22 protein-coding genes are annotated in these 26481 nt (G+C 49.3%); 7 read left to right on the forward strand and 15 right to left on the reverse strand.

Features of this window, described 5'->3' with window-relative positions:
• Positions 1-14: 14 nt before the first annotated feature.
• The gene (locus tag HP398_RS16110) at positions 15-3443 is read right to left on the reverse strand and encodes a DNA polymerase III subunit alpha (protein ID WP_173623105.1); all 3429 of its coding nucleotides are present in this window, start codon (positions 3441-3443) and stop codon (positions 15-17) included.
• Positions 3444-3612: 169 nt separating this feature from the next.
• Here HP398_RS16110 and HP398_RS16115 point away from each other — a divergent pair, with 169 nt between their 5' ends.
• A complete protein-coding gene (locus tag HP398_RS16115; protein WP_017250744.1) occupies positions 3613-3924 on the forward strand; it encodes a YtpI family protein in 312 nt (103 codons plus the stop codon).
• A 220-nt stretch (positions 3925-4144) separates the two neighbouring features.
• Here the strand turns inward: HP398_RS16115 and HP398_RS16120 are convergent, their stop codons facing one another.
• Positions 4145-4774 (reverse strand): DUF2087 domain-containing protein, encoded by a 630-nt coding sequence (locus HP398_RS16120; protein ID WP_017250743.1) that lies wholly within the window; start codon positions 4772-4774, stop codon positions 4145-4147.
• A 165-nt stretch (positions 4775-4939) separates the two neighbouring features.
• Positions 4940-5797, reverse strand: coding sequence for a helix-turn-helix domain-containing protein (locus HP398_RS16125; protein WP_173623106.1), 858 nt, complete (start codon positions 5795-5797; stop codon positions 4940-4942).
• 125 nt (positions 5798-5922) lie between these two features.
• On the opposite strand from HP398_RS16125, the gene HP398_RS16130 reads away from it, so the two are divergent.
• Positions 5923-7212 (forward strand): MFS transporter, encoded by a 1290-nt coding sequence (locus tag HP398_RS16130; RefSeq protein WP_017250741.1) that lies wholly within the window; start codon positions 5923-5925, stop codon positions 7210-7212.
• A gap of 49 nt (positions 7213-7261) precedes the next feature.
• Here the strand turns inward: HP398_RS16130 and HP398_RS16135 are convergent, their stop codons facing one another.
• Together HP398_RS16135 and HP398_RS16140 are read right to left on the reverse strand one after the other, a co-directional pair.
• Positions 7262-8572 carry a DRTGG domain-containing protein gene (locus tag HP398_RS16135; RefSeq protein WP_173620010.1) on the reverse strand — a complete coding sequence of 437 codons (1311 nt, stop codon included), beginning with the start codon at positions 8570-8572 and terminating at the stop codon, positions 7262-7264.
• A gap of 214 nt (positions 8573-8786) precedes the next feature.
• Positions 8787-9944 (reverse strand): DUF445 domain-containing protein, encoded by a 1158-nt coding sequence (locus HP398_RS16140; RefSeq protein WP_017250739.1) that lies wholly within the window; start codon positions 9942-9944, stop codon positions 8787-8789.
• Positions 9945-10035: 91 nt separating this feature from the next.
• Here HP398_RS16140 and HP398_RS16145 point away from each other — a divergent pair, with 91 nt between their 5' ends.
• The 4 genes from HP398_RS16145 to HP398_RS16160 are packed head-to-tail and all read left to right on the forward strand — an operon-like array spanning position 10036 to position 15304.
• The gene (locus tag HP398_RS16145; protein WP_017250738.1) at positions 10036-11481 is read left to right on the forward strand and encodes a YheC/YheD family endospore coat-associated protein; all 1446 of its coding nucleotides are present in this window, start codon (positions 10036-10038) and stop codon (positions 11479-11481) included.
• Positions 11482-11486: 5 nt separating this feature from the next.
• Entirely contained in the window at positions 11487-12575 is a 1089-nt protein-coding gene (locus tag HP398_RS16150; RefSeq protein WP_017250737.1) for a YheC/YheD family endospore coat-associated protein, read from the forward strand.
• A 3-nt stretch (positions 12576-12578) separates the two neighbouring features.
• A complete protein-coding gene (locus HP398_RS16155) occupies positions 12579-13955 on the forward strand; it encodes a YheC/YheD family endospore coat-associated protein (protein WP_173623107.1) in 1377 nt (458 codons plus the stop codon).
• A gap of 41 nt (positions 13956-13996) precedes the next feature.
• Positions 13997-15304, forward strand: coding sequence for a YheC/YheD family endospore coat-associated protein (locus tag HP398_RS16160; protein WP_100169659.1), 1308 nt, complete (start codon positions 13997-13999; stop codon positions 15302-15304).
• Between the two features lie 108 nt (positions 15305-15412).
• On the opposite strand, the gene HP398_RS16165 is transcribed toward HP398_RS16160, so the two are convergent.
• On the reverse strand, positions 15413-15571 hold the full coding sequence (locus HP398_RS16165) for a hypothetical protein (protein WP_173623108.1): 159 nt from the start codon (positions 15569-15571) through the stop codon (positions 15413-15415).
• A gap of 70 nt (positions 15572-15641) precedes the next feature.
• On the opposite strand from HP398_RS16165, the gene HP398_RS16170 reads away from it, so the two are divergent.
• A complete protein-coding gene (locus HP398_RS16170) occupies positions 15642-16463 on the forward strand; it encodes a hypothetical protein (RefSeq protein ID WP_017250733.1) in 822 nt (273 codons plus the stop codon).
• Positions 16464-16520: 57 nt separating this feature from the next.
• On the opposite strand, the gene HP398_RS16175 is transcribed toward HP398_RS16170, so the two are convergent.
• From HP398_RS16175 to HP398_RS16215, 9 genes are all read right to left on the reverse strand, one after another.
• Positions 16521-17027, reverse strand: coding sequence for a hypothetical protein (locus HP398_RS16175; protein WP_173623109.1), 507 nt, complete (start codon positions 17025-17027; stop codon positions 16521-16523).
• A 75-nt stretch (positions 17028-17102) separates the two neighbouring features.
• Complete coding sequence (locus HP398_RS16180; RefSeq protein ID WP_173623110.1) at positions 17103-18782, reverse strand: hypothetical protein; 1680 nt, start codon at positions 18780-18782, stop codon at positions 17103-17105.
• A 3-nt stretch (positions 18783-18785) separates the two neighbouring features.
• Positions 18786-19700 carry a hypothetical protein gene (locus HP398_RS16185; RefSeq protein WP_173623111.1) on the reverse strand — a complete coding sequence of 305 codons (915 nt, stop codon included), beginning with the start codon at positions 19698-19700 and terminating at the stop codon, positions 18786-18788.
• Positions 19700-20722 (reverse strand): bifunctional UDP-N-acetylglucosamine diphosphorylase/glucosamine-1-phosphate N-acetyltransferase GlmU, encoded by a 1023-nt coding sequence (gene glmU, locus HP398_RS16190; protein ID WP_173623112.1) that lies wholly within the window; start codon positions 20720-20722, stop codon positions 19700-19702. The genes HP398_RS16185 and glmU overlap by 1 nt, the downstream gene beginning before the upstream one ends.
• Positions 20719-20925 carry a hypothetical protein gene (locus tag HP398_RS16195; RefSeq protein ID WP_017250728.1) on the reverse strand — a complete coding sequence of 69 codons (207 nt, stop codon included), beginning with the start codon at positions 20923-20925 and terminating at the stop codon, positions 20719-20721. The genes glmU and HP398_RS16195 overlap by 4 nt, the downstream gene beginning before the upstream one ends.
• Positions 20926-20981: 56 nt before the next feature.
• Positions 20982-22814: a glutamine--fructose-6-phosphate transaminase (isomerizing) gene (gene glmS / locus HP398_RS16200; protein ID WP_173623113.1), complete on the reverse strand. Its 1833-nt coding sequence runs from the start codon at positions 22812-22814 to the stop codon at positions 20982-20984.
• Positions 22815-22858: 44 nt separating this feature from the next.
• Positions 22859-24220, reverse strand: coding sequence for a nucleotide sugar dehydrogenase (locus HP398_RS16205; protein ID WP_173623114.1), 1362 nt, complete (start codon positions 24218-24220; stop codon positions 22859-22861).
• Positions 24221-24251: 31 nt separating this feature from the next.
• Positions 24252-25040 carry a response regulator transcription factor gene (locus HP398_RS16210; RefSeq protein ID WP_173623115.1) on the reverse strand — a complete coding sequence of 263 codons (789 nt, stop codon included), beginning with the start codon at positions 25038-25040 and terminating at the stop codon, positions 24252-24254.
• On the reverse strand, positions 25037-26479 hold the full coding sequence (locus tag HP398_RS16215; RefSeq protein ID WP_173623116.1) for a glycosyltransferase family 2 protein: 1443 nt from the start codon (positions 26477-26479) through the stop codon (positions 25037-25039). The genes HP398_RS16210 and HP398_RS16215 overlap by 4 nt, the downstream gene beginning before the upstream one ends.
• Between the last annotated feature and the right edge of the window lie 2 nt (positions 26480-26481).

Raw genomic sequence — 26481 nt, forward strand, 5'->3', positions numbered from 1 at the left:
AGGGAGGACATTCCTCATCCTCCCCAATTTATAGGCATTTCTTTCCGAATTACGCTGTCAGGCCCCACAATTTCTCGCGCTTGCTCCAAAAATGACTCATCTACGTCTACCCAATTTGCTTCTGGCAGGCGAATTGTCTGTCTTTTTCCTTCGTAGAAGAGAATAACAGGAATCGTTCCTTTTTTTTCGACAAACAAACGTGAAAGTCTTTGCAGCGTCGAATCATGCTCTTGCTCTGCCGATATTTTGACAAATAATACAGTCTCGGACTTCGGCTGCGGCAGCGTTTGTGCATCCCAGAAACGAGAAGCCATGAGCTTGACCATCTCGTCCTGGTGTTCGACTCGGGCTTCTGCCACGACGATTTGTTCGCGCTCGAGCAGAGGCGCATACTTCGTATACACCTGCGGAAAGACGACCAGCTCTACTGGCGCCGTTTTGTCCTCTAGCGTAATAAACGCCATCGGATCCCCTTTTTTCGTTTGGATGCGTCTCGCTTCCGTTATCATTCCGAATACTTTCACCGTCTTGTCGCGCGGCACATCCCCCAATGAAGAGATAACGGCTACTTCCGGGCGACTCGCGACATGGGCAAACTGGTCAAGTGGATGACCGGAGATATATACCCCGATCAAATCCCGCTCCTCTTTTAATTGCTGGGTATGTGAGAACGGTGTTACCTCTGGATATTCTGCTGGCTCGCGCAAAGGTTCCGCATCTTCTTCAACCGCAAATAGATTGAGCTGGTTGGCGTCACGCTCGATTCTCTTGCTGTTTGCCTTCCCTACTGCTTCATCCAGCAATAGCAAGAGCTGACTGCGATGACCTGGCAACGAGTCCAGCGCACCGCATAAAGTGAGTGATTCTACTACTCTGCGATTGACTAACCGCGCATCCACGCGCGCACAAAAATCAAAGACATCACGATACGGTCTGCCTTTGCGCTCTTTCACGATCGATTCAATGGCACCGTAGCCGACGTTTTTCACTGCGGCCAGACCGAAGCGAATCGCATCCTGCTCCACTGTAAAGTAAGCCAGGCTTTTATTCACGTCAGGCCCGTGCACAGTAAGCTGTAGTCGCCGCGCTTCTTCCGTATACTCGGCAATTCTCGTTTGGCTGCCAATGGACAAGGATAGTAGCGCAGCCATGAACGCAAGCGGATAAGTTGCTTTCAAATAAGCCATCTGGTAGGCGATGACCGCATAAGCCACCGAGTGGGCTTTGTTGAAACCATAATCAGCAAAGCGTACGATCAAATCGTAGACTTGATTGCCCAGCTCTTGTCCGTACCCTTGCCGGACACAACCAGCCACGAACTTCTCCCGCTGCTCCGCCAATAGCTCCCGTTTCTTTTTCCCGACTGCTCGGCGCAAAATATCTGCCTCACCAAGACTGAAGCCTGCGAGTGTCGAGGAAATCTGCATGATTTGCTCCTGATAAATCATAAAACCGTGCGTCTCTCGCAAAATCGGCTCGAGAACAGGATGAGCGTACTGTACTTTGCTCTGTCCGTGTTTGGCGGCGATGTACTGCGGGATGATCTCCATCGGCCCCGGGCGATACAAAGCCAGAACCGCAATGATGTCGTCGAGGCTGCTCGGCTTCAAATCTCGCAGCACATTGCGCATCCCCGAAGATTCCAGTTGGAAAATGCCGGTTGTCTCCCCCCGGGAGAGCATACGAAACGTTTTCTCATCGTCTGTCGGCAGCTGATCCAGATCAAGCGATATTCCCTGCTCCTGCAAATGACGCAACGTTTCCTGAATGATGGTCAAATTGCGCAAGCCGAGGAAGTCCATCTTCAAGAGACCGACTTCTTCGAGAATCTCCATCGGATACTGCGTGAGTGCCAAGCCTTCATTACCCGTCTGTAATGGAACGTAATTCGTCAGCGGTTCACGCGAAATGACGACACCCGCCGCATGTGTGGAAGCGTGACGCGGCAAGCCTTCTACGCCCTTTGCCGTTTCGATGAGTTGTGCTGCCTGTTTGTTTTCCGCGCACAGCTTGCCGATATCTGGGTTAATTTGCATCGCCCGCTCAATCGTCATGCCTGGCGATTGCGGAATCATTTTGGCCACGCGATCCACGATGCCCAAAGACAAGCCTAACGCCCGCCCAACGTCACGCACTGCTGCACGAGCCGCCATCGTTCCAAAGGTAATGATCTGGGCGACACGATCATGCCCGTACTTGCTCGCTACATAGTGAATGACTTCGTCACGGCGCTCTACGGAAAAATCAATATCAATATCGGGCATCGTCACCCGCTCCGGGTTGAGAAAGCGTTCAAAGAGCAAGTGAAAGCGAAGGGGATCGACATTCGTGATTTTCAAAACATACGCGACGAGGCTACCTGCCGCAGATCCGCGTCCTGGTCCAGTCGGTATCCCGTTTTCGTGAGCGTACCGCATGAAATCCCATACAATCAGGAAGTAATCGGTGAAGCCCGTCCCTGTAATAATCGTCATCTCGTGATCCAGACGCGCTTGCACCTCTGGCGTAATCTCGCCGTATCGCTCCAGGCAGCCCTTTTCACACAGCTCACGCAAATACTGTGTTGAATCTTGTCCCTCTGCCAAGGGAAATTCCGGCAAAATATGCACGCCAAAGGTAAGGTCCAGCTTACACCTATCTGCAACGGCTAGCGTATTCGCTAACGCCTGGGGCGCAAAGGCAAAGAGCGCCGCCATTTCCTCGGCACTTTTCAGATAGTATTGATCCGTCTCGTAGCGAAAACGGTTTTCTTCGCCAATCGTCTTGCCTTCTTTGATCGCCAACAAGATATCATGCTGCTGGTGATCCTCCCTGTAGATGTAGTGAACATTGTTCGTCGCAATCAGCGGAATCCCCGTTTCCTGACTCAGTTTCACGAGACGAGTATTCAGCCTTCGCTCCACTTCCAGTCCATGATCAGCCAGTTCCAAATAAAAATGCTGTTCACCAAACATTCGCTGATACTTGCGGGCTGCTTCTTGCGCAGCGTCCGCTTCTCCAGCCAGTAACAGCTTGGCTACTTCCCCTTGCTGGCAGCCGCTCAGTGCAATGAGGCCGTCTGTATGCTTTGCTAACACCTCTTTGTTGAGACGCGGAAGAATATAGTTGCCGTCTGTATTCGCGACTGTCGCCAGCTTCAGGAGATTCCGATAGCCCGTTTCGTTTTCAGCGAGAACGATCAGATGACTAGGCGGCGGTGCATTTCGCACGCGATCTTGAAGATTTCCTTCTATTACGTATATTTCCATTCCGATAATCGGTTGGATGCCTGCCTCCAGACAAGCTTTATAAAACGGGATCGCCCCGTACAGATTGGCATGGTCTGTCATAGCCAGTGCATGCATGCCCAATTCGCTGGCTCGCTTCACTAGTGCATCAATACGTGCTGCTCCATCCAGCAGACTGTACTCCGTATGAACATGCAAATGGACAAAGGAGGTCATAATATTACCCCTCTCAATTTTCACAATGGAAACTTTCTCTCTTACATTATACCGGAAGTATAGCGCATACGGACGCTGAGAACAAATGTTCTTACTTGTATTTGACCGTTCTCCCCTGATTTTGGTAGGATGGGTAATACCAGAATGGCTAGAAAGGATGAATCCATATATGTGGCCTGCCTTTTACATGACCGGTATTCTCGCTTCCCTGGTAGCCAGTGTCTACTATAGTATCCATGCGCGCAGACGAGGCATCCATCCGCTTGAATCGCGTATGTTGCTGGGGAAAATGAATGTGTCATTGGGGATACTCGTTTCTTTGTTCGGCATCAATCAGTTTACTTTTGATTCTCTCGATACGATCCGCATTGTTGTAGCGTTGATCATGCTGATTGTAGGGGCTATGAATTTATTCTTGGGAACTCGCAATTATTTCCGTTATCGTACAGCTTGGCAGGCAGAATTGAAAAAAGGGGTATAAAAAAAGGCATGGGAACAGCTTTACGTTCCGCATGCCTTTTTCATTTTTAGGAAAACGATGACTGGAAATACTTTTCCTCTATTCCCAGCTGTTTATCATACAAACCTGATAGAGCTCTCGCTATAATAGATTTGTGTGACATTCTATTGCTTCGACAACCTGAGCGGCAGTGCCGAAGGTTGTCCTTTTTTCTGTTCAAGTCAGGAGGAAGCCATTTCCATTATTGCAGGTCTTCGACTTTTGCCCACATTTCCTCTGGGTTCAGCTCGTAGATGCCCTCATCCCGATACATATAATGATTCATAATGAATTCCCGGCGAATCGTAGCGTAATCCTCATGGAACTGACGGATATACTCGTTGATCTCCGGTTCTTTGTACTTGCGCCCTTTTTCTAAACCGCGCACCATGTATTCAAAGACGATCAGCTTTTTCTTACGCTGGGACGGGATTTGTTTCAGCTTGCCATCTGGAGTAATGAAGCTGCGAATAACCTGCATTTTTTCGGCTGCCATCTGGTGCCTCCTCTGAACATGTAAGGTGTCTTCTGCAAATAACTCCTCTACTGACGTATCCTTTGCTTTTTCCATGACATTCACGATTGCCTGCGACTGTCGTTTTACATTTGCATCATGCAAATAGAAATAGATAGTGTTTTTATCACGACGCTCGTAAACGACCCCTGCATCTCGAAGCTTTGCCATATGATGTGTGATGGTCGGAGGTGTCACGCCGAGCTTGCCTGCCAACGCCTGTCCATGCAGTGGACCATTTGCCAAAATCGCGAGAATACGCACGCGCGTGGGGTCTCCGAGTGCCTTGTAAAAGGTGACGAGTTGATCTAGTTGCAAGTGGGACACTCCTTTCTTCGTTTACTCAATCTGATTAGATGATGTTCTAATTAGATGATAATTTACATTCCTTACCCTGTCAATTCATGGGTGACAATGGAAAAGGGAGTGCAGGTTGGCCCCATAGCCTCATCGCAAACCCAACTTTTCGATATTCGTACGCACCTACATGCTATTGCGGTAATGGAGCGGACTTACGCTATATTTTTTTCTAAATGCCCTCTCAAATGTGCTTACACTGCCAAAGCCCGCTTCAAAGGCGATGGCCGTAACGGCGAGCTTACTGTGTCGGAGCAACCAGGCCGCCCGTGTTACACGCTGATCTGTCACATATTGCGCCGGGGTGCGACCAATCTGCTCACGGAATAGACGAATCAGATGAAATTTGCTGATACCCGCAACCCCCGCCAGTGTATCCAGTGAACAATCTACGGTTACATCATCCTGGATCAAATCAGTCACCCTTTTCAGGACAGGATGGATCGATACAGGGATGGCGGGATAAGCGGCTAGATGCTTGCCCCGCCATTTTTGCGTGTGTGATCCTTCCTGAACGGTTAACAGCAGGCTGGCCAGCTCCCATTCTAGCTGTTCAAGCGCAAGCTTTTCCATCTGCTGTGTAATCATTTGTGTACAGACTGTTTCCGCGATTCTTTGAAAACCATCCGTTTCATCCTCCGACCATGGGACAAATTCAATCGGTCCGCTAACAGCTTCCATTTTGTCAGCATAGACGCTCTCCAGAAGGCTTGGGCTGAGAAAGAAGAGCATCAACCGCATAGCCTCAGCTTCAGAAAAATGACGGTGCTGGCACCCAGGGGATGCAACCAGACGCTGACGTCCTGCCAACTTGCGAAATTGCTGTTCACATTGCACCAGCGGATTGCCCTGAAGCAACATGCTGATTTGAAAACAACTATCATGCTGATGTAGCTCATCAGAACCGCCTGCCTCTATCTGATAGATGGTAATAGCGCTGTTCACAATCTTCAAGGATAACGGCTTGGTAATCTGGCTCGTCATTCTCATCCCCACCTTCCGATGTCAATAATTGCTCATCCTAACAGCAAAATTTGCCGGGCTTTTTTTCCTGATCCCTCTACAATCAACCTATGTGTTTTGCCTAAGAGCACTTGGAGGGATCAGCTATGAAATTCAATTTGTTTGCCAACCCGAATTTCTCATTGTTTTTGTTTCGCCATTCTACCAGCGAGTTTGGAACGATCTGCCTGAACGTTGCCTTTGCCCTGTACATCCTGGCACTCACAGGATCAGCAGGAAAATTTGCTTCCATACTGGCGCTGGGGGTAATCCCGCAAATCCTGTTCGGTCCATTTGCAGGTGTATGGGCTGACCGACTGGACAAGCGAAAGCTGCTTTGCAGCATCGATCTCATTTACGGTATTTTTCTGCTGTCGCTGTTCTTTTTCTCGCTGTTTCAGCCCATCAAAGAGACGATGATTTATGTGGCCGTTCTATTTTTTTCTGTATGCAATCTACTGGCAGTTCCCGCGTATACTACACTCTTGCAGCATGTGGTGAAGAAAACAGAATTGACTGACGCTATCGCTCTGGATAGTACTGTCGTGGAGAGCGTTCGTGTCCTTGCTCCACTCATTGGCACACTACTGTATACGATGAGCGGAATTGAAGCCGTCTTTTTACTAAACGCGGTACTTTCCTTGAGCTCAGCAGCATCCACGTATTTCATGAAGCTTCCTTCGATTCCAAGAGCACCCAGTTCTTCTTCGATTATAAAGGAACTACAGGAAGGTTTACAGATTTTCACCACGGATCTTCGAATTAGTTCACTTGTACTAAACGGTCTTTTTACCCATATCTTTCTCTTTCCTTTTGTCATGATTGGCTTCCCGTACATGATCAAACAGGTATTTGGTGGATCGGACATCGATTTCGGACTGGTCGAAAGTGCACAAACTATGGGCTCCGTCTCCTCGATTATTGGGGTGATCCTTTTAAAGAAACGCTTTTCCGTCTCTCATAGTATTGGTATCGGTCTGATCGGGATCGTTGCAGCGGTCTTTCCCCTACTGCTCTTGGGCAGTCATTCTTTTTTACAGCACTTGCAAACCTCTCCGTTTGCCGTAGTCCTATTTTATTCATTGGTAAGCTATTTTCTGTTTTCCATGTTCAATATCTACGGTGTATTTTTCCGTACCTTCTATCAGCAAACCATCGAATCACATATGCTGGGACGGTTTATTTCCGTCATGGTCATGCTGTTTGCTGTGGGCAGGCTGATCGGTTTTCAATTATACGGAGCGCTGTTTGACTCAATTGAATTGGTTTATGCAGTATTTGTTTTGGGCGTAGGCATGCTGGCTAAAATCTTCATTCACATCCCTTTTCTGCGCATGGAAAAAAGGAGGCGCGCCTCTTGCCCCAACTCAACGCAAAAAATGAGTGACGGTTTATAATTGCTTACCGACTAAAAAAAGAACAGTCCCGAAAGACTGTTCCTTTCTTTTATCGCTCAATAATTTGCGCAGTAATCATAGCCTGCCCCACGAGCTGATCGCCGTGGAATACGGATACTTCGACTTTTCCGAAGCGTCGGCTGATATCTAAAAGTCGCGGTTTCACTTCGATATGACTTTCCATCTGGACTGGCTTTAGGAAATAGACGGTGATATTTTCCGGTACCATGTCGCCTCGACGATGATGCCGCAGCAGGTTACAAGCAGCCTCGACCATGACCGTCGTCATGATTCCGCTGGCAATCGTACCGAGATGGTTGGTCATTTGTGGGCTTACATCTCCCAGATAAACCATTTCATCTGCTTGACGCTCCTCACGGAAATGCGACATGATCAGATTCGGGAACGTTTCACTCATCTGTGGTTGCTTGGCTGTAAATTGCAGAGCTTTTAACACGTCGTTGCGGCTCAAGACCCCTACGAGCTTGCGATGGTTATCTACGACAGGCAATAGCTCGATTCCTTCCCACACCATGGTATGCGCGGATGACGCTACGGATACCCGCGGCGAGGTCGTAATCGGGTTCTTCGTCATGACCTTGTCGATCGTCGCAGTTTCCTCATGACCGATGATGTCTTTGGAGGTAACAATCCCGATCAGGCGCATCTGCTCGTCTACGACGGGGAATCTCGTGTCCTGATACAGCTCCGTATACTGGTGCCACTTGGCAACAGAATCTGATGTCAATAAGACAGGCGTTTCTGCAAGCGGCTTCAAAATATCTTCTACCATTACGATTTCCTTTTTGATGAGGCGATCGTAAATGGCTCGGTTAATCATCGATGCTACCGTAAAGGAGTCGTAGCTGGAGGAAATGATTGGCAGCGCTAAGCGGTCAGCCAGCTGCTTGATTTCCTCGCTTGTATCGAATCCCCCGGTAATTAATACGGCAGCCCCTTGTTGCAAAGCGATTTTGTGCGCCTGATAGCGGTTACCGACAATCAAGAGACTCCCGGCATCAATATAGCGCATCATGGCTTCGAGCTGCATGGCCCCTATTACAAATTTATTCAAGGTCTTGTGTAAGCCTTCACGTCCAGCTTGCACATGACCATCGACGATGTTCACAACCTCCGCAAAGGTCAAACGTTCAATATTTTCCTTTTGCTTCTTCTCGATTCTCACCGTACCGACACGTTCAATCGTGCTGACGTATCCTTGCGTTTCCGCTTCCTTGATCGCGCGGTATGCAGTCCCTTCACTCACATCAAGGTCTTTCGCGATCTGCCGCACGGAAATCTTCGAACCGATCGGAAGGCGATCAATATGTTGCAAGATTTGTTCATGCTTCGTTGCCATATTGCTATTCCCCCTTCCTTTTCTCCCACCCGTTCCATGTACGTGCGCTCCTTCGACCAATATACCCGAAGGCGGGGCAAAAAAAAAGGGTAGCTTTTTCGAAAGCTACCGACCAGAAAGTATATCATTAAGGGGGTTTTCATCGTGCTTTTATCATACCCAAGGAATATTACAGGATTATTACAACACAGTTACAGTTTCTTTTCAGTTTTGTTTAACTGACCAAAATGGACAATAAACCTTGGACCAGCCCAATAATCCCGCCAAGGATAAATCCGAGCACGGTAATCATGCGGAATTCCTTGCCTGAGATCCCGACTACCATCTCTTCAATTCTTTCAATCGGGAAACCCTCTACTTGCCGTGTAACAATCTCTCGGATAGCCAGGCGCGAAAATATTCTTTCGATGTTTTGTTGCAGTGTGTCCACCATCCACTTTGACAAACGAGGAACGAGTTCCGTTGTTACCGTCTCAGAAAAAGGCGCTGTCAAACGAGACAGAGGCTCGTCCACGATGCGCAGGCTTTGCTCCTCCAGCTTGGCAAAAAGCTTCCCCGCCCAATCGTCCACTTGATCTCGCCCAATCCAGGCAACCACTTCGCCCACACTTTTGTCCAAGAGCTTGTCCGCTTCCTTATGCAAAAAGTAGTGCACGCGCTCCGAAAGCTCTCTGCTTTGCAAAAGCTCATCGAGATACGGGAGAATCTTGCCCAAAATCTTGTCATCCCCAAGAAACATCCCAACCAAGCCACCAAACATGCCTCCGCCTCCACCGAGCAATCCGCGAACCATGTTTTGCAAGGTTTGCTGGCCTTCCGGGGAATGTAAATATTCGCGGAAACGTTTCAAAAGCAGTTCGCTCACACTGCCAAGTGCAGCATCCAGACGCTCGCGTCCGTTGTCCGTAACCAACTCTCGCAGTTTTTTCTCTTCATATTGTGCCAGAACCTGATCGACAAAAGTACCCCATTTCGCCTCGATAGGCGCGCGGACACTCTCACTCCACGTTCCGTCTTCCTTAAATAACTGAGGCATCGCCGTCTGCATTACTTGACGTAGGCTGCGCTCATCTGTCATCCAGTCTCGAGCGATGGTGTTCATCCATCCTGTCAGCGTGCTCTCCAAACCACTCTGATTCAGTGCACGCTTGACCCCCTCTGTCGTCAGCAAATGTTCTTCGACGAGTCTGCCCATTTGTATCGCGATATCGTCCCGTCTTCTCGGGATCAATCCCGGGGTAAAAGGCACTTTCCACCTGCCTATATACCACGGTTTTACTGGTTTAAACAGCATTCGGATGGCTAAATCATTCGTCACTCCGCCGATGACAGAGCCTACTGCAATATTCACTAATAGTATCCAAGCGTTCATAAATCCTAACAACCTCTCTTCTCTACATGGCACCAAACGTTTTGGATGCTCATACCATAGACTAACTTTGCCTGATGGGAAGGGGATACTCATGTCCTACATTCCAACAATCGTTGTCGAAAACGAGATAATATCGGAAGTAGACCTTTACCTGCCCCAGGCGCACTTGCGCAAATGGAATCTTTCAACACCGTCCACCATTGCGGTCCAATTTGGGAGCAAAACCGTTTCCGCACGCGTAGGCGTTTGGGAACGGGGAGGCAAAACCTCGGGTAAAACCTTCATTCGACCATCATTAGCTCAATCACTTCATCTACCCAGGGGCGTTCCACTCTTAGTCCGTTATGATGCGAGTCAGAAAACAATCGTTTTCGGACCGTATGTAGGTGTTCTTGTTTCGAGCTACAATGCAGCGTTCTCGCAAGGACCGTTTGGACACCTAAACTCTTTCTTCCAGGAGATGTCCGATATCACCCGTAAACGCGGAGGTATCCTTTGCGCATTTCGGCTTCAGGATGTCAACTGGGATGCGGGAATCGTGCGCGGAATCGTTAGAAAAGGAGGCGTCTGGAGACAAACCTTACTTCCGCTTCCACAATGCATTTACAACCGACTCGTATCCCGCCAACGCGAACGAAGTGAACAGATGGCCAACTGGGTTCAACGCTGCAAGGACGCTTCCATTCCCTTTTTTAACGAGCGTTTTTTGAATAAGTGGCATGTACACGCCGCTCTCGAGAAGCAACCGACAGCCTCCGAACATCTTCCCAGTATGGTTCCTTATTTGAAACAGGAAGACCTGCGGCAAATGCTATCTACGTATCGCACCATTTATGCTAAACCAGCTAACGGCAGCATGGGACGCGGGATCATTCGAGTTCGCAGTTCGCCCGAGGGATACCAGCTAGCGTTCCCCGGAGGATTGCGCAAATCATTTGCTAGCATTCAGGGCTTACATCAGTATTTGCAAAAAAGGACAAAAGGCACATCCTATTTGCTGCAACAAGGGTTACCGTTAATCGGCATCCAAGGACGACCGACAGATTTTCGTGTATTGGTACAAAAAGACCGAAAAGGCGAATGGTCCGTCACTTCCATGGTAGCTCGCCTGGGATTAAACCACATTGTTTCCAATATATCCAGAGGCGGGCAGATGATGACTCCCCTTCAGGCCCTGCGAGTTTGTGGACCATGGGCGGGCACGACTCGACCATCCCCTCAAACGTTACGCGCAGTAGCACTTAAGCTCGCGATCCTTTTAGAAGAATCACTGTCTGGGCAGTACGCAGAATTCGGAATTGATCTGGGAGTCGATGTCCATGGACGGGTGTGGCTATTGGAGGTCAACAGCAAGCCATCCAAGTCAGCCAAAACAGTTCCGCTGCCTGAGGGTGCCGAAGACCTGCCTCGGCGTGCTCGCCCTTCTGTCCTTCGCATGCTGGATTATTCCGCCTTTCTAAGTGGTTTTCCCCGGACCATTCAACCACAAAAGACGATAAAAAGAAGACCGAAGCGCAACAAAAACAGGCGAAGGTGACCTACATGACAGCATCCGAGAGAAGTCTTGGTATCATGGCCCGGTGCCAAGGCTCCCACTTTGTAGACAAAGGGTACTACAAAAAGCTTACGCTCTATGGACGCAAGCACGGCATTCGCGTCTTCGTTTTTTCACCACGTCAGGTTAACTTTTCCACCCGTATGGTAAAAGGCTTCGAATATCGCAATGGGTCCTGGCACGCAAAAGACTTCCCAATCCCCGCCTTTATCTATGATCGTTGCTTTGTGGGCCCATCTTATCGCCACTATAAACCATTTGTGGAAAAGTTGCAAAACGATCGCAACATTACGTTTTTGGGGCATGGACTGTCTGGAAAATGGCAGGTGCACCAGATGCTCGTGAAGTCCTCTCTCCTCGCCCCGCTGCTACCACCTACTGAAATATTCTCATATCCTATGCTCCATGCAACCTTGCAAAAATACGGGGCAGCCATCATCAAGCCGATGGCGGGAACTCACGGTATTGGCGTCGTGAGAATCAAAGAAATGCGCAGTGGCTATGAAGCTTCTGGACGAAACCAAGACAATAAGCCTTTCACCAAGCGAATTCGTGACACTGCCGAATTAAAAAGTTTTGTGTCTATCTTTACTGCCGGCCGCAAGTTCCTGGTACAGCCCTATTTGGAGTTGCATACCCCGGATGGTACCCCTTTCGATGTCCGTGTACTGGTTCAAAAAAACGGGCTGGGTAAATGGGGGACAACTGGCAAAGCTGTGCGCCTGGGAGACAAACGCAGTATTACCTCCAATTTGCACGGAGGAGGGAAAGCAACATCTCTGGCCTCTTTCCTGCCCCTTCACTTCACATCCGCAAAAGCGGCACGCATCGAGCAAACAATCAACCGAGTGGCAGAAGAACTTCCCCGTTTTTTGGAAGAGTCACACGGCAGACTCGTTGAGCTGGGAATCGATATTGGCATTGACACCGCAGGTAATGTTTGGATCATCGAAGTAAACAGCAGACCAGGGCGAACCGTTTTTCGCATGATTGACGACCCGACTGCACAACTGCATTCGATTACTCAGCCTGTTCGCTACGCCCACTATCTTATGAAAGAGCGTGTAGGAGGTTAAAGCATGGAAACGTTCAGAATGCGGCTTCGCTTCCTTTCCAACCCCCGTATCAGTGGGATTATCCTGCCAGCTACTCTCTTCCAACAGCTCCAGCTACGGCAACGCCAAAAAATTAAAGTCTTACTGGGTAAAAAGGAAGTAGTCGCAACGGTCTTACAAGATAAACGCAATCCGGATACGAACGTTATGAAAGTGACGACGCTCTTGCAAACGGAGCTCGGCATTCCTCACCCTGGCTTAATCCAGCTCAAACTAGAGGGCTCCGCACTCCGGATCGGTCCTTCAATCGGGATTGTTACGACTGGCATAAGACGAGATCCCAAGCAGCCAATTGGCCCTCGCACCTCGTTTTTTCACAATCTGTTACAGGCTCAAGAAGGGAAAGGCGTTTTCTACTATATATTTTCCCCATCCGATGTGGACTGGGAATCTAATACAGTCAAAGCGTGGTTTTTGCGCAGAAGCAAGTCAGGCGGCTACTTTTGGAAAAAGCATGTTACTGCCATGCCCGATGTCGTCTATGATCGTATTCCCTCTCGTTCGGCAGAAAAACATGAAGCCGTTCAGGAATTCAAATATCGACTCGCCAGTTACCCCAATTTACCGATGTTCAATCAGGGCTTTTTTAACAAATGGGGTGTGCACCAGCTGCTGTACCCGAATCCAGAAGTGAATGAGCATATCCCGGAGACTTACACCTCTCCTTCTCTTACAACTGTTCGAAACTTGCTGCGTAAATACCCTATCGTTTATTTGAAGCCCAAAAATGGTAGTCTCGGGTACGGTATTGTCAAAGTTGTTCACCAGGCAGGCGGTGGCTTTACTGCCTCCTATCATACAGGTAGCGGCAATGTAAAAAAACATTTTTCCAAGCTGTCCAGCCTTTATCAGCATGTCTTCCGCAGTCGTCGGGTCAGTGCGTATCTGGCACAACAGGGCATTTCGCTCATGACATTCCATGGACGACCGTTTGATTTCCGTGTTCACTTGCATAAAAACCAGCAAAACGAGTGGGTCGTCTCCTGCACGGCAGCCAAGGTTGCCGGTTCTGGCAGCGTAACTACCCATGTACGCACAGGTGGTACTGTCATTCCCGGCGATGACCTGTTGCAGCATCTGTTTGGCAGACAAAAAGCCCTCATGACCCAGCGCGTTTCCGACGCGTCGATTCGACTCGCTACCGCGATTGAACTGGCAAAAGGGATTGATTTAGGAGAATTGGGGCTGGACATGGGGATTGATACGCAAGGCCATGTCTGGATGTTCGAAGCAAATTCCAAGCCGGGCCGTTCTATATTCAAGCACGCCCGTCTCAGGGAGGCTGATCACGAATCACGCAAGCTGCTCGTCGATTATAGCTGTTACTTGGCCAATTTCTAGTCGCACGCGATCTGTACCGTGTTTCAGGAAGGAGGAACACCATGCTTCAGCAGCGCTCCGGGTGGCTGACGATCCTCCCTAGCGGTAGATGGTTCGTACAGTTACCTCGGCTAGTCCTTAAACGCTCGCCAAAGCCACTGGTCGCCAGTCTCGGTCCCTTTTCTCATACGAAACGGATATACGCTGGTTTACCCCGCGTGCAAGCAAGCCGTATTCGTACACGTATTAACTGGAAAATGGCGGGCGACTCCCTGAAGCTTGGCCCATTATTTGGCATATTGACCGTTGGTGAAGGGGCAACATTTTTAGGAAATCGCGAGAACTTCAAGGATATTACTCAATCGGGAAAACAATGGGGTGCACTCGTATATGTGTTCACTCCACAAGGAATCAATTGGGAGAAGAAAAAGGTGCGGGGCTATTTGTACAACAATCGACTAAACTCGTGGCAAGAGGTGATTCTACCTTTCCCCCATGTGGTTTACAACCGAATTCCGACGAGAAAAGCAGAACGACGACCTGAAGTCCGAAGAGCATTGAACCGCATTCATGAGATGCCAAATGTCACATTGTTTAATCGCGGCTTTTTCGACAAGCAACAGCTGTTTAAAATGCTTGAATCCCACTTAGAAGTGCAAGCTTTTCTACCGGAGACGAAACAGCTGGACACCTTGGCTCGCTTTCGAAGCTTTTGCACGGAACATCGCTTTGTCTACTTGAAACCTGTGCGCGGTAAAGCTGGTCAGGGAATTATGCGCATTGATTTCAAAAACGATAAGTGGTTCCTGCAACGGTTAAAGGAGCACAAGGCCATTACTCGCCGCTTTTCCAATTTGAATGATGTATGGAAGCACATTAGACTTCATGTCAAACAGCAGAAGTACATTATGCAGCAAGGGATCCGTCGTGCCCATTACAACGGCAAACCTTTTGATGTGCGCGTCCTCGTACAGAAAGATGGCGAGGGCGAATGGTGCGTAACCGGAGTTGGCATCAGAAGGTCTGGCTCGCAAAGCATCACCACTCATGTGCCACGCGGCGGCTCGATCCACTCGTTATCAACCGTTATGCAAGCCTTGTTTACTAATAATCACGAGCAAATGGAAAGACACATTCACGATACGGCACTCGCCATCGCACGGTCTTTAAATGCAGAATGGACGGATTTGGCTGAGATGTCGATGGACCTTGGCTTGACAGAAGAAGGACAGCTATGGCTCTTTGAAGCGAACGCAAAGCCGGAGAAATTCGATGAACCATCGATTCGTCGATTATCGTTAGCGAATCTGATCCATTACGCACAGCATGTCTCCTGCTTGCAAAACAAGCGAGGGATTGCCGCAGGATAAGGGAGTCGAGCAGCACTAGCTGATTCACAGACGACCTTGGTGCGATTTGCCCGTCAGGAAGGGGAACGGCGCATCACCCAGCGAACGACTGGCTGACGCGATTGACCCTCAGGATGTTGGCTCATAATGGGTCAATCCTTCCTGATTGTAGATATACGCTACCGCAATAAGTGAATCGGCATGCTGGCTGTACGTGCGGGTAGCACTGAACAATGAGGCAAGTCTCACGTTTTGATCTAAAGGAACATGCCGTTTAGACTCCGGCATGTTTTTTTCGTTATCGGATGTATGACCTGATCGACCTTGGAAAAAATACTCCATGGAGGTGGTCTTAACCATGACCCATATACTTAACAATATGATGCACTCCCAACAACAACCGCAATTTTTGGGAGCAATGAGCCCTGCAGGCACGATGTTCCAACAAGGATACGCCGGAACAAACGTACAGGAAGTACAGCATTGGAACCACGGAGGGCATGCCCAATCCATCGGGACCCCTACAACGGGCATGTCCTATGGTGGTGCACAATCGATCTTTTCCCCTGGCTTTGCGAATACCAATGTCCAGGAAGTGAGACAGCTCAATCAGGCTGGTTATCCTCAACAACAACATCAGCAGCAATATGGCTATGGGCAAAATCAAGCGCTTCAATCCATGCAAAACCAATTCACCGGCTATGCACAAGGCCAGCAAGCTGGCTACATACAAGCACAGCCTTCTTATCAGCAATCGGTTGGACAAGGCTCCATTTTCTCTCCGGGCTTTGCCGGCACGAATGTACAAGAGGTTCAAGCCCGCAATCAAGCTGGCTATAGCGGTTACGGAGGACAAGCTGGCTATACGAATCAAGCAGCGTATCCACCATCGATGACTGGCAGTATTTTTGCGCCTGGTTTTGCCAATACCAATGTCCAAGAAGTTCGCCAGTTGAATAACACTGGCTACGGCATGCAAGCGCAACAAGGTCAGCAGCAGCAACCTCAGCTTCAACCACAGGCATATGCTAATCAAGCATACAGCAATCAGGCTGGCGCAGGAGCACAATCGGTCTTCTCTCCTGGCTTTGCAGGCACGAACACACAAGAGGTTCGCCAATTGAACACCCCAGGCCAGATGGCTCCTCACACAGGCTCCATTTTCCCTGGCACTTTCTAAATGAGAAAAGCGTGACCATCCATCGCGACGGTCACGCTTTTTGTTATAGGTGCTAGTTTAGCGGTCTGCATTTTCCCAAATCGCCTGATACACGGCATGCAAATCTTGCAGACTCTCTTCATCCACTGTAAAAATGATGCTACCAAACATGTAGGCATCATTCTGCACGCAGGACCATCCATCCCCGGTTGGTTGAAACTGCGCCTCCACACACGCCTCCGTCTGATCCAGCAGTTGCCGTACCGCTACATGCCTTTCCAACGATGATCGATATCTTTCCATCACTTGCGCAAGGCGTTCATCCTGACGGGCCAGCCGATACAGGGCAAGCTCAATCTGGAGCCAGCAGGTCACATAAAAATGGAACTCCAAAAATAACGTGTGTACGGCTGCACGGATTTTGTCGTGGTCACCAGCTTCCAAGGCTGCACGTGCTTCCTGCTTTTTCTCCTGAATCAGGTCAAAATGACTGACTGCTCCACGGTAAAACTTGCGCACCACGTTGTACAACATCTCTGGCGTACGCTGCGGAAGATTTCGATGTCGGTTTTGCACATCTCGCATGGCTTGTTCTCCTCTTTCCGACGCTCGTTTTCTTCTATTGTACAACAATGGTGCATGGTGCACGATGCAGGCAGCCTACTCTTTCCCGTTTTTCCAGTAGTCATAAGCATGAATGGCGAGCCCCCAATAAGAGGAGTACCGATCCAGTGCTTTTGTCACCAGATCCAACTGCCGATCCATTTCGCCCATGCCTTCCTCGTAAAAGGTGATACCGTTCCCTTCGTGGCTCTCTTTTGTCTCCACGGCAACGACCAGCTTTTTCTGGAGGCTCTCTGCGTACTTCATCTGATTTTCAACCAAGCCGATGATGCCAGGAGCTCGATCGCGAAATGCCATCAAGGTCGTATGATCAAGCTGTTTGATCATCCAATGCGAAAACGGCAATTCGGGCTGACCCGGAGTCGGTGTCTTGTCCAGCCAGGCAGCGAGATCGACGCTTGCTTCTAAGGAAGTTCCGTTCTTGGTCTCCTCAACGAAAGCCTCGATGTTGCCCATCCATTGGCGTAAGACTGCCTCTTTATCCTCGCGCCAGACAGGAAGGACATATGGCTCGATATCTAAGTGAATGCCGTGAAACTGCTCTTCTGTCGAGACAGACTCATTGTAGGCTTTCACCCAATTCACGAGTTTCATGATCTTGCTCCGATTTTCAGACATCGCCCAAATCGGATGACCGCCCATGGCATGAACCTCGATCCCCGCTTCACGCGCCTCTCTCACGAAATCGCGATAATAGGAAATCGGCTGCTCCAAATCTAGACGAATATAGAGGAGATTCACCCCGTTTTGTTTCACAAAGGAAAGAATTTCCTCCTTTTCCGTGCCAATTAATTCTGCACGCCATATGTAGGTGCCTTTGTAGCGTTGCTTCGTTACCGGGGGCAGGGGGCTCGCCTCCTTCCAGTAGCGGTAATCGTGAATCGCGACACCGGAGAAGGACGGATGCTGTGCCAAATGTACAGGCAATTGCTCTAATTGCTGTTTCATGAGAGTCGGGCCTTCCTCTGAAAAAGAAGAGTGGTCTTCATCTAGCGGCTTTATATTTACAGCAACCAAGACACGCGTCTCTAATTCATCCGCTTCCTTCATTTCCTGATCAATCAAATTCAGGATGCCGTTTTGACCGGAAAGTGTGTCACGATACGCCATGATACATACCGTATCAAACTGGCTCATCATCCATTTGGACAGAGATATCTCTTCTGGTCCCGGCACGGGAATATCGTCCAGCCAAAATGGAATGGCTGCACTGGCAACCAAATCCTCATCTTTTGACACCTCGGCTGTGAACGCCTGCACATTAGCTTGCCATTCACGGATAATCCGCTTCTGATCAGTCTCCCAAAATGGCAGAAGATATGGCTCGATGTCTAACTGAATCCCGCGAATCCGCTCATTCTTTTGCGCTTCACGGTTGTAGCTTTTTACCCAGTGGACGATGTTCATCATCCGCTTTTCATTGCTTTTGAGCGCCCACGCCGGGTGGCCGGCTACCGCATGAACCTCGATACCCATCTCTGTCGCTTCGCGGATAAAATCGCGGTAGTATTCATAGGGCTTGTTCATTTCGATTCGCAAGTAAACGAGATTAATATCGTTACTTTTGCAGAAATCGAGAATCTCTTGTTTCTCTCTCCCGATCATTTCGGATTGCCAGATCCACGTTGCTTTACTCTTCTTCTCCGCGGGGGAAAAGCCGAACAGAAAGCCGACTGTCAGGCAGAGAACACTCAAATAGATGCGCGCAGCTTTCATTCGTCAAAGTTGCCCCTCTCGTTGACTTGCGTGCTTCCAGCTCTCGTAATCATGGATCGCACTTCCTGCAAACGCCGGATTGTTTGACAGCTCCTCCTGTAAAATGGCCAACTGGTTGTTCATCTCTTCTGTGCCTTCTTCATAAAAGCTCACATGAGCGCCTTCCATCGTTTCCATGATGTTGACGCCCACGATAACCGACCCTTTTTTTCGTACATTGGCATCATCGACAATCTTTTCTACGATTTCGACGATCCCATTTTGCCCAAGGGCTTGATTGCGGTAGGCCATTAGTGTAATACTGTCGAGTCGCTGCACCATCCAGTTGCTCACTTTCTCATCACTGCCAGGAACGTTTACGGAGTCGATCCAAAAAGGCAAGTCGGCACCGACAGCGAGGTCCGTATCCTTCTTCGTCTCTGCTGCCAGATAGCTGACGTTTTTCAGCCATTGCTTCACGATTTCTTCCTGGTCTTCCTTCCATGCAGGCAACAAATACGGCTCGATATCGACGTGAATCCCCGAGAATCGTTCATCTGACTTGGCACTGCGATTGAACGCCTTCACCCAGGAGATGAGATCATCGATGCTTTGGCGATTCGCTGTTAACGCCCAATTGGGGTCACCGCCAAGCGCCTCTACTTTGATGCCTGCTTGGTTGGCTCTCTCATTAAAGGTACGATACGTCTGAGGCGCAACTGCTGCTGGTTCAACGTGAAGATAGATCAGGTTGATGTCGTTTTTCTTGGCAAACTCGATCATTTCATCGGTTTGGGTCTCCATTTGCTTGGCATCCCATATCCAGGTTGCTTTTGTCAGGGCGGAGCGGGTGTTTGCCAACGACAGCATGATGATCGAAACCACTGTCACAAGGAGCAGTGCTATCCAAAACCAGCTATATCGACGAAGTACCTGCATCAGTGCTGGTCGATACCGTACTGTTGTGTCGTCGCACCCACTCCCGCAAAAGCCCGCTCACCAAACGTACTGCCGTCAACTGCTGAAAACGGCTGAATTCTCGTGTAATCCTCGATGCTCTTGTTTTTGACCAAAGCGTGCGGCCCGATCTGGCAGCCTTCACCGATCTGCGTGTCGCCAAAAAGGCAGGTTCCTGGATAGAGCACCGTATCACGCCCGATCATTACGTCAGAATCGATGTACGTCGAGCTCGGGTCTATCATTGTAACTCCGTTTCGCATATGGAAATCGTTGATTCGCTTGCGCATCAGCTGTTCCAAATCTGCGAGCTGCACACGATCATTGACGCCATTGCCTTCTTCGGGATCATCCGTTGCAAACGCCGCTACCAAATGACCCTGCTCTTGCAAAAGCCCCAGAACGTCCGGCAAGTAAAACTCCCCTTGCGCATTTTCGTTTGAGACCATCGGCAGCATCGAAAACAGCTTTTGATTGTCGAAGCAAAAGATTCCGGTGCTAATCTCGTTCACCTTTTTTTGTCCCAAAGTCGCGTCTTTTTCCTCGATAATTTTTCGGACATCGCCGTTCTCGTCGCGAATGATCCTGCCATAGCCAGTAGGCTCGTCCACAATGGAGGTCAAGACCGTGGCTGCTGCCTGTTTGAGCTGGTGATACTCGAGCAAACTTCGCAGCGTCTGTTCTTGTACAAGTGGTGTATCACCATTCATGACAATCGTCACGCCATCCTGCGCCCCGAGAATTTCGTGGCTCATCCAAACAGCATGAGCGGTCCCAAGCTGTTCCGGTTGATACGCATACTGAACGCGGTTTTTCAGTTCCTCTTTGACCATTTCGGCTCCGTGACCGACAACGACGACCAAGTGGCGAAGTGACAATGCTTCTAATGTCTCTACGACATGCTTAATCATCGGCTTCCCGCATATTGGATGCATGACCTTGTAGAGTGAAGATTTCATTCTGGTTCCTTTTCCTGCTGCCAATACTACTGCATGTATGTTCATCCTATCGCCTCCGTCTTGGTCAGCTCCCCTTTTGCAAGCTGACCTTGTTGGATTTGCTTATCGAAGTATGGTTTCAATTCATAGGTCAGTGTGTCAATCATCATGGTCAAATCAATGTCTTTCCTCTGCACGCCCAGCTGATAGGCCTGAAGCATAATCTCCAGTAATTTCTCCTGATTCAACGTCCGCTTCGAGGTGTTCATTCATCGTTCCCCCTTTCTTCATTCCTGTCTTACTTCATAACGACTGACGTTTGTGTTTACTCAACTGTTACACTTTTGGCCAAATTTCGTGGACGATCTACGTCATTGCCGAGCGCAACAGAAGTGTAATAGGAAATGAGCTGGAGGGGGATAACGCCTAGAACAGGTGTAAGCAAGGCATCTGTCTGCGGAATCAGGCAAACATCATCAACCGAGCGATGCAGCTCTACATGTCCATCTAAGGTAATACCGAGAACTTTTGCTCCACGGGCTTTTACTTCTGTAATATTACTGATCATTTTCTCATGCAGCTCATCCTGTGTAGCCAAGGCAATCACTCTCGTTCCCTCTTCGATCAGCGCCAGCGTGCCGTGCTTTAGCTCCCCTGCCGCATACGCCTCCGAGTGAATATATGAGATTTCCTTCAGCTTGAGCGAGCCTTCCATAGATACGGCATGATCGAGTCCTCGTCCGATGAAAAACAGATGCTGCTCGTCCTTGATTGATTCAGCGAAATGACGTATCTCATCCGCATGCGCGAGTATATGCTCGACTTGATCCGGGAGTGCGGTCAGTTGGTGAAGCAGTGAAGCACGTGTGTCAGCGTCCAGTGTCCCTTTCGCTTGCGCCAAATAGATGCCGAGCAAGTAAAACGCAATCAGCTGCGAGGTGTATGCCTTTGTAGAAGCCACCGCGATTTCCGGACCTGCATTCGTCGTAATCACGTCATCAGCATCACGGGCAATCGAGCTGCCGACTACATTCGTAATAGCGAGTACGGCTGAGCCGTTTCGTTTGGCTTCACGCATGGCTGCCAACGTATCTGCTGTCTCCCCTGATTGGCTGACGGCAATCGTAAGCGTATTGGGTTGAAAGAGTGGGCGACGGTAACGAAACTCCGACGCTACATCTACTTCTACTGGAATCTGTGCCAGTCGCTCGATCACATGCTTGCCGATCAAGCCTGCATGATAAGCGGTACCGCATGCGACAATGTAGATTTTCTCCACACGCTTGGCATTCACTTCTGATAACTGAAGATTGGGAAAAATAACCTTTTGCTGGGTAGCATCGATTCGACCTGTCATGGTATTACGCAGGGCCCGCGGCTGCTCGTAAATTTCCTTTTGCATATAGTGAGCAAAGCCGTCTTTTTCCGCTTGCTCCTTGTCCCACTCAATCCGCACCAGCTCTCGCTCGATTGGCTCCGTCGTATCCAGACGCATGACGTGAACAGAATCTTTGGTCAGAATCGCCAGGTCTCCATCTTCGAGAACGTACACATCGCGCGTATGCTCCAGGATCGCCGGGATATCAGAACCAATGAAATTCTCATTCTCCCCTACCCCGATAATCAACGGGCTCGCCATACGAACTGCAATCAGCTTGTCAGGCTCATGCTCCGTCATCACACCGAGGGCAAATGCTCCGCGAATTTTGCCAGCGACCTTCTGTACTGCCGCAACCAGGTTGTTGTCGTATTCCTGCGCCAAAAGGTGCACGATGACCTCCGTGTCCGTCTCCGAAGTAAACGTCACGCCCTTTTCGATCAATTCCTGCTTGAGGTCCAGATAGTTTTCGATAATGCCGTTATGCACGATCGAGAACTTGCCGGATTGATCAAAATGAGGATGAGAGTTTTCGTCAGACGGTCTTCCGTGAGTCGCCCAGCGCGTATGACCAATACCGATGGAGCCCTGCAAGCCGGACTTTTGGGTTTGGCTCTCCAGTATGTCAATTCTGCCTTTTGCCTTGCGAATGCCGATGGTTGCTCCGTCACAAATCGCAATGCCAGCTGAATCGTAGCCTCTGTATTCCAGCTTTCGCAGCCCATTGATTAGAATCGGCTGCGCTTCCCTGTTCCCGATATATCCCATAATTCCGCACATGTCTTCGGTTCCTCCCTTGTTGCGTAAAATGTTCGGACTTTGTATTATGCGAGCAAGCTGACGACTTCCTTCTCCTGCCTAATAGCGACGGAGGTTCCGATGCGATATACATTCGGATTCGTGATGCCCTCAAACGCATTGCGTGTATCGATAATGGCCACTCCCAAGTCCGCCAGCTCCTGATAGGCAAAGCATTGGTGATTCGTAATGAGCACCATGCAATCGTAAGTCTTGAATGCCTCATAGTCATTGGCAATGGAATGGACGATCTCGCCTTTTTTATTCACAAAGCTCTGCGCATACGGGTCGTAATAGTCGACAGTTGCTCCGCTATTCTTGAACAGCTCGTAAATCTCCAGCCCAGGTGATTCACGCAGGTCATCTACTTCCGGCTTGTAGGCCATGCCGAGAATCAAGATGCGCGAGCTGTTGATTGCTTTGGCGTAAATGTTGAGCACCTGTGCAGTCTTATTGCGCACATAGTCCGGCATGTTGTCGTTAATCGATTGGGCGATCTCAATAAATTGGCTGTGAAAACGAAAGCCCTTGGCCTTCCACGACAAATACATCGGATCGAGCGGTATGCAATGCCCACCGATTCCGGGTCCCGGGTAAAACGGCATGAACCCAAAAGGCTTGGTCGATGCGGCCTTGATTACTTCCCAAACATTGATGCCCATTCTGTCGCACATCATTGCCATCTCATTCATGAAGGCAATATTGACGCTGCGGAAGGTGTTTTCCAAAAGCTTGGACATCTCCGCCACCTTTGGCGAGGAGACTGGCACAACGGTTTTGACCAAGCTGCCATACAAGAGTGTGCCTAACTCCATGCAACGTTCTGTCGTCCCGCCGATCACCTTTGGCGTATTGTACGTACTGTATTTGCGATTGCCCGGATCGACCCTCTCCGGCGAGTAGCAGAGGAAAAAGTCGATGCCGGCACGATAGCCCAGCTTTTCAAATTCGCGCTGGATCAGCTCTTCCGTCGTTCCCGGATAGGTTGTGCTCTCCAGCGTAATGAGCATTCCTCTTTTCATGAATCTCTTGATTTGCTCGACAACGCTTGTAATGTAAGAGGTGTCTGGGTCCTGATTGGGACTGAGTGGAGTAGGAACGCAAATGCTGATCGCATCCAGCTCTTCGATTACGCTATAATCAGTCGTCGGAAAAAAGCGATTGGTCGCGAGGCATTCCTGCAAGGATTCATTGGAAATATCCTGTACGTAAGACTCTCCTCTTTTTAGGCTCTCGATTTTCCCGCCATGCAGATCGATTCCGATTACGGTATAACCACTCTTGATCGTCTCTACCGCCAGCGGCAGCCCTACATACCCAAGCCCAATGACACCCACTCTCGCTGTCTTTCGTTGAATCTTTTGTTGCAGTTCCTCGTATCTCGCCATCCTCGTTTCTCTCCCTTTCTCTTTCTAGAATTTATATCAGCCTTTTCACCCTGGCTTCCAGTTCTACCGGGGAGAATGGCTTGGTAATGTAGTCAGATGCTCCCATCGCAAATGATTTCTGCACATCTTCTTCCAGACGTTTGTCTGTGAGCACCATAATCTTGCTCATGGAAGCGCTGATATGCTTGATTTTTTCCATGAGCTGGTATCCATTGAGGATAGGGAGATTCAGGTCGGTAATCACAAGATCAGGGGCGACCTCCTGATATTTTTCCATGCCGTCCATCCCGTCATTGGCTACCGTAACGAGATACCCTTTGCGCTGAAAGTAGATGCTCAAAAACTCGTTGACAGTCTCATCATGGTTAACCAGTAAAATACTTGCCGGCTCCTCTTTTTGCGCGGGATTCTGCTCATAAATCTTGATCTCCCCATGAGCGCCTGGCTCTTTCATCTCTTGGATCATCCGCATCAGCATTTGACCGGACGAGCGCGAGCTTTCGGGAAAACTCGCAATCAAGAGGCTGCCCGCAAGCAGTTTGTGCTCTTGCAAATAGTCTTTTACACGCAAAGCATAGAAATGGGTGTTCGAGAGCTTCTGTCCCTCAAGCAGTATTCCGAAGAGCTGCTTGTTTTTGTCATACGCGTAGTGCAAAGCAATCTCGGAGCCGTCTCCTGAACGAGTGCCCAGGTCTTGCTTGATCAGCTCCATTGACTCTTTGGTGAGGGTTTTGCAAGCCGCCAGAATAACCCCACACGCCAATTCTTTTTCTTCCATCTTGCTCAGATGCTCGTAAAAAACAGGTACGAGATTACTCATGATCTAGCCTCCAAACTTGAAATGTTTTCGCTGCCCTTCGTCTGCCAGCTCGTCCGCGTCATCGTTCCCCACGAGTTGTTGTTGCGCAAATATTCAATATGACCGAGGAATCTCCAGATGACGCCGATTTGCCGATAGCCGAAGAACATCAGAATCGTATAGAAAAGCATTTTGACGATGTCTCGAAAACGCGGATACCGTCGAAACGCGATTTCCTCCAGCAATAAGGAGCCAATGCCAAGCAGCATGCCATACAGCACATTGAGCAAGCCGTAGATTAAGAGGACGTAGCCGCTGGTCATATCCAGCATGGTATAACCGATGAGGGCCAATAGACCCGTGATGCGAAAGTACGGATTCAAGGTTTCAAACAAGATATTAAACGGTAGCGTGAGCATCCCGAAGAGCTTGTACTTGGGGCGAAACGCCATGTATCTGCCGTACTCAATCATGTTTTTCAGATTGCCGCGTCCCCATCTGCGCCGTTGACTACCCAAGATTTTGAGCGTATCCGGCGCTTGTGTCCAGCAGACCGCATCGGGGCAAAATGCCACTCGGTACGGCAGCTTGTTTTCCAGCATGTACTTGTGCAGCTTGATGATAATGTTCATGTCTTCACCCGGATACCCCTCGCGATAACCGCCTACCTTGATGATGTAATCCTTGCGAAAAACACCGAACGCGCCTGAGACGATAATCAATCCGTTGATCGCGCTCCAGCCGATCCGTCCACCGAGAAACGCCTTGAGGTATTCGACGGATTGCATCATCGGCAAAAACTTGTCTGGCAAACGAATGTCCTTCACGACACCGTCTTCGATCTTGCAGCCGTTGGCAATGCGGATATCTCCGCCGATGGCAACTGTTTCATCCGGGTTTTCCATATACACCTTCGCAATGCGAATCAGCGCGTCTTTTTCCAGCAAGGAATCTGCATCAATGGAAGCGATCAACGGATAGTGGGAGAGATTGATCCCCGCATTGAGCGAGTCAGCTTTTCCTCCGTTCTCTTTGTCGATCAAATACAGATTCGGAAAAGCCGGATTGTGGTAGATTCCCCTGATCTTCGACGTATGAAGAAGCGGCTGTACCGGCATGTGCTCGGAGTAAACCATTGAAAACTCGTTAATCATTACTTGCAAGGTAGCATCCTTTGATCCATCGTTGACTACGAGTACCTCGTAGCGTGGATAGTTCAAGGATAAGAGCGACCTTACATTTTCAATAATCGTCAGTTCCTCATTGTAAGCCGGCACGAGAATCGAAATCGGCGGAACGTGCTCAGAGCCTGAAAGTGTCTGGAATCTCGAATAGATGGAGCTTTTTAAGATTCCCATGATGCTCTTGAACGAGAACAGCATGATGATGAAGTACAAAGAGTTGATCGCGATGACGTAATAGACCGCAAATACTCCGTAGTAAAGTAGAAAATCTCTCATGA

Origin of the sequence: Brevibacillus sp. HB1.4B (assembly GCF_013284285.1) — a bacterium.
Taxonomy (GTDB): Bacteria; Bacillota; Bacilli; order Brevibacillales; family Brevibacillaceae; genus Brevibacillus; species Brevibacillus porteri.

What these genes read in the sequence shown, in the direction of transcription:
- HP398_RS16110 (WP_173623105.1), bottom strand. Translation starts at nt 3,443, where the DNA reads ATGACCTCCTTTGTCCATTTGCATGTTCATACGGAGTACAGTCTGCTG.
- HP398_RS16115 (WP_017250744.1), top strand. Translation starts at nt 3,613, where the DNA reads ATGTGGCCTGCCTTTTACATGACCGGTATTCTCGCTTCCCTGGTAGCC.
- HP398_RS16125 (WP_173623106.1), bottom strand. Translation starts at nt 5,797, where the DNA reads ATGACGAGCCAGATTACCAAGCCGTTATCCTTGAAGATTGTGAACAGC.
- HP398_RS16130 (WP_017250741.1), top strand. Translation starts at nt 5,923, where the DNA reads ATGAAATTCAATTTGTTTGCCAACCCGAATTTCTCATTGTTTTTGTTT.
- HP398_RS16135 (WP_173620010.1), bottom strand. Translation starts at nt 8,572, where the DNA reads ATGGCAACGAAGCATGAACAAATCTTGCAACATATTGATCGCCTTCCG.
- HP398_RS16140 (WP_017250739.1), bottom strand. Translation starts at nt 9,944, where the DNA reads ATGAACGCTTGGATACTATTAGTGAATATTGCAGTAGGCTCTGTCATC.
- HP398_RS16145 (WP_017250738.1), top strand. Translation starts at nt 10,036, where the DNA reads ATGTCCTACATTCCAACAATCGTTGTCGAAAACGAGATAATATCGGAA.
- HP398_RS16150 (WP_017250737.1), top strand. Translation starts at nt 11,487, where the DNA reads ATGACAGCATCCGAGAGAAGTCTTGGTATCATGGCCCGGTGCCAAGGC.
- HP398_RS16155 (WP_173623107.1), top strand. Translation starts at nt 12,579, where the DNA reads ATGGAAACGTTCAGAATGCGGCTTCGCTTCCTTTCCAACCCCCGTATC.
- HP398_RS16160 (WP_100169659.1), top strand. Translation starts at nt 13,997, where the DNA reads ATGCTTCAGCAGCGCTCCGGGTGGCTGACGATCCTCCCTAGCGGTAGA.
- HP398_RS16165 (WP_173623108.1), bottom strand. Translation starts at nt 15,571, where the DNA reads ATGCCGGAGTCTAAACGGCATGTTCCTTTAGATCAAAACGTGAGACTT.
- HP398_RS16170 (WP_017250733.1), top strand. Translation starts at nt 15,642, where the DNA reads ATGACCCATATACTTAACAATATGATGCACTCCCAACAACAACCGCAA.
- HP398_RS16175 (WP_173623109.1), bottom strand. Translation starts at nt 17,027, where the DNA reads ATGCGAGATGTGCAAAACCGACATCGAAATCTTCCGCAGCGTACGCCA.
- HP398_RS16180 (WP_173623110.1), bottom strand. Translation starts at nt 18,782, where the DNA reads ATGAAAGCTGCGCGCATCTATTTGAGTGTTCTCTGCCTGACAGTCGGC.
- HP398_RS16185 (WP_173623111.1), bottom strand. Translation starts at nt 19,700, where the DNA reads ATGCAGGTACTTCGTCGATATAGCTGGTTTTGGATAGCACTGCTCCTT.
- glmU (WP_173623112.1), bottom strand. Translation starts at nt 20,722, where the DNA reads ATGAACATACATGCAGTAGTATTGGCAGCAGGAAAAGGAACCAGAATG.
- HP398_RS16195 (WP_017250728.1), bottom strand. Translation starts at nt 20,925, where the DNA reads ATGAACACCTCGAAGCGGACGTTGAATCAGGAGAAATTACTGGAGATT.
- glmS (WP_173623113.1), bottom strand. Translation starts at nt 22,814, where the DNA reads ATGTGCGGAATTATGGGATATATCGGGAACAGGGAAGCGCAGCCGATT.
- HP398_RS16205 (WP_173623114.1), bottom strand. Translation starts at nt 24,220, where the DNA reads ATGGCGAGATACGAGGAACTGCAACAAAAGATTCAACGAAAGACAGCG.
- HP398_RS16210 (WP_173623115.1), bottom strand. Translation starts at nt 25,040, where the DNA reads ATGAGTAATCTCGTACCTGTTTTTTACGAGCATCTGAGCAAGATGGAA.
- HP398_RS16215 (WP_173623116.1), bottom strand. Translation starts at nt 26,479, where the DNA reads ATGAGAGATTTTCTACTTTACTACGGAGTATTTGCGGTCTATTACGTC.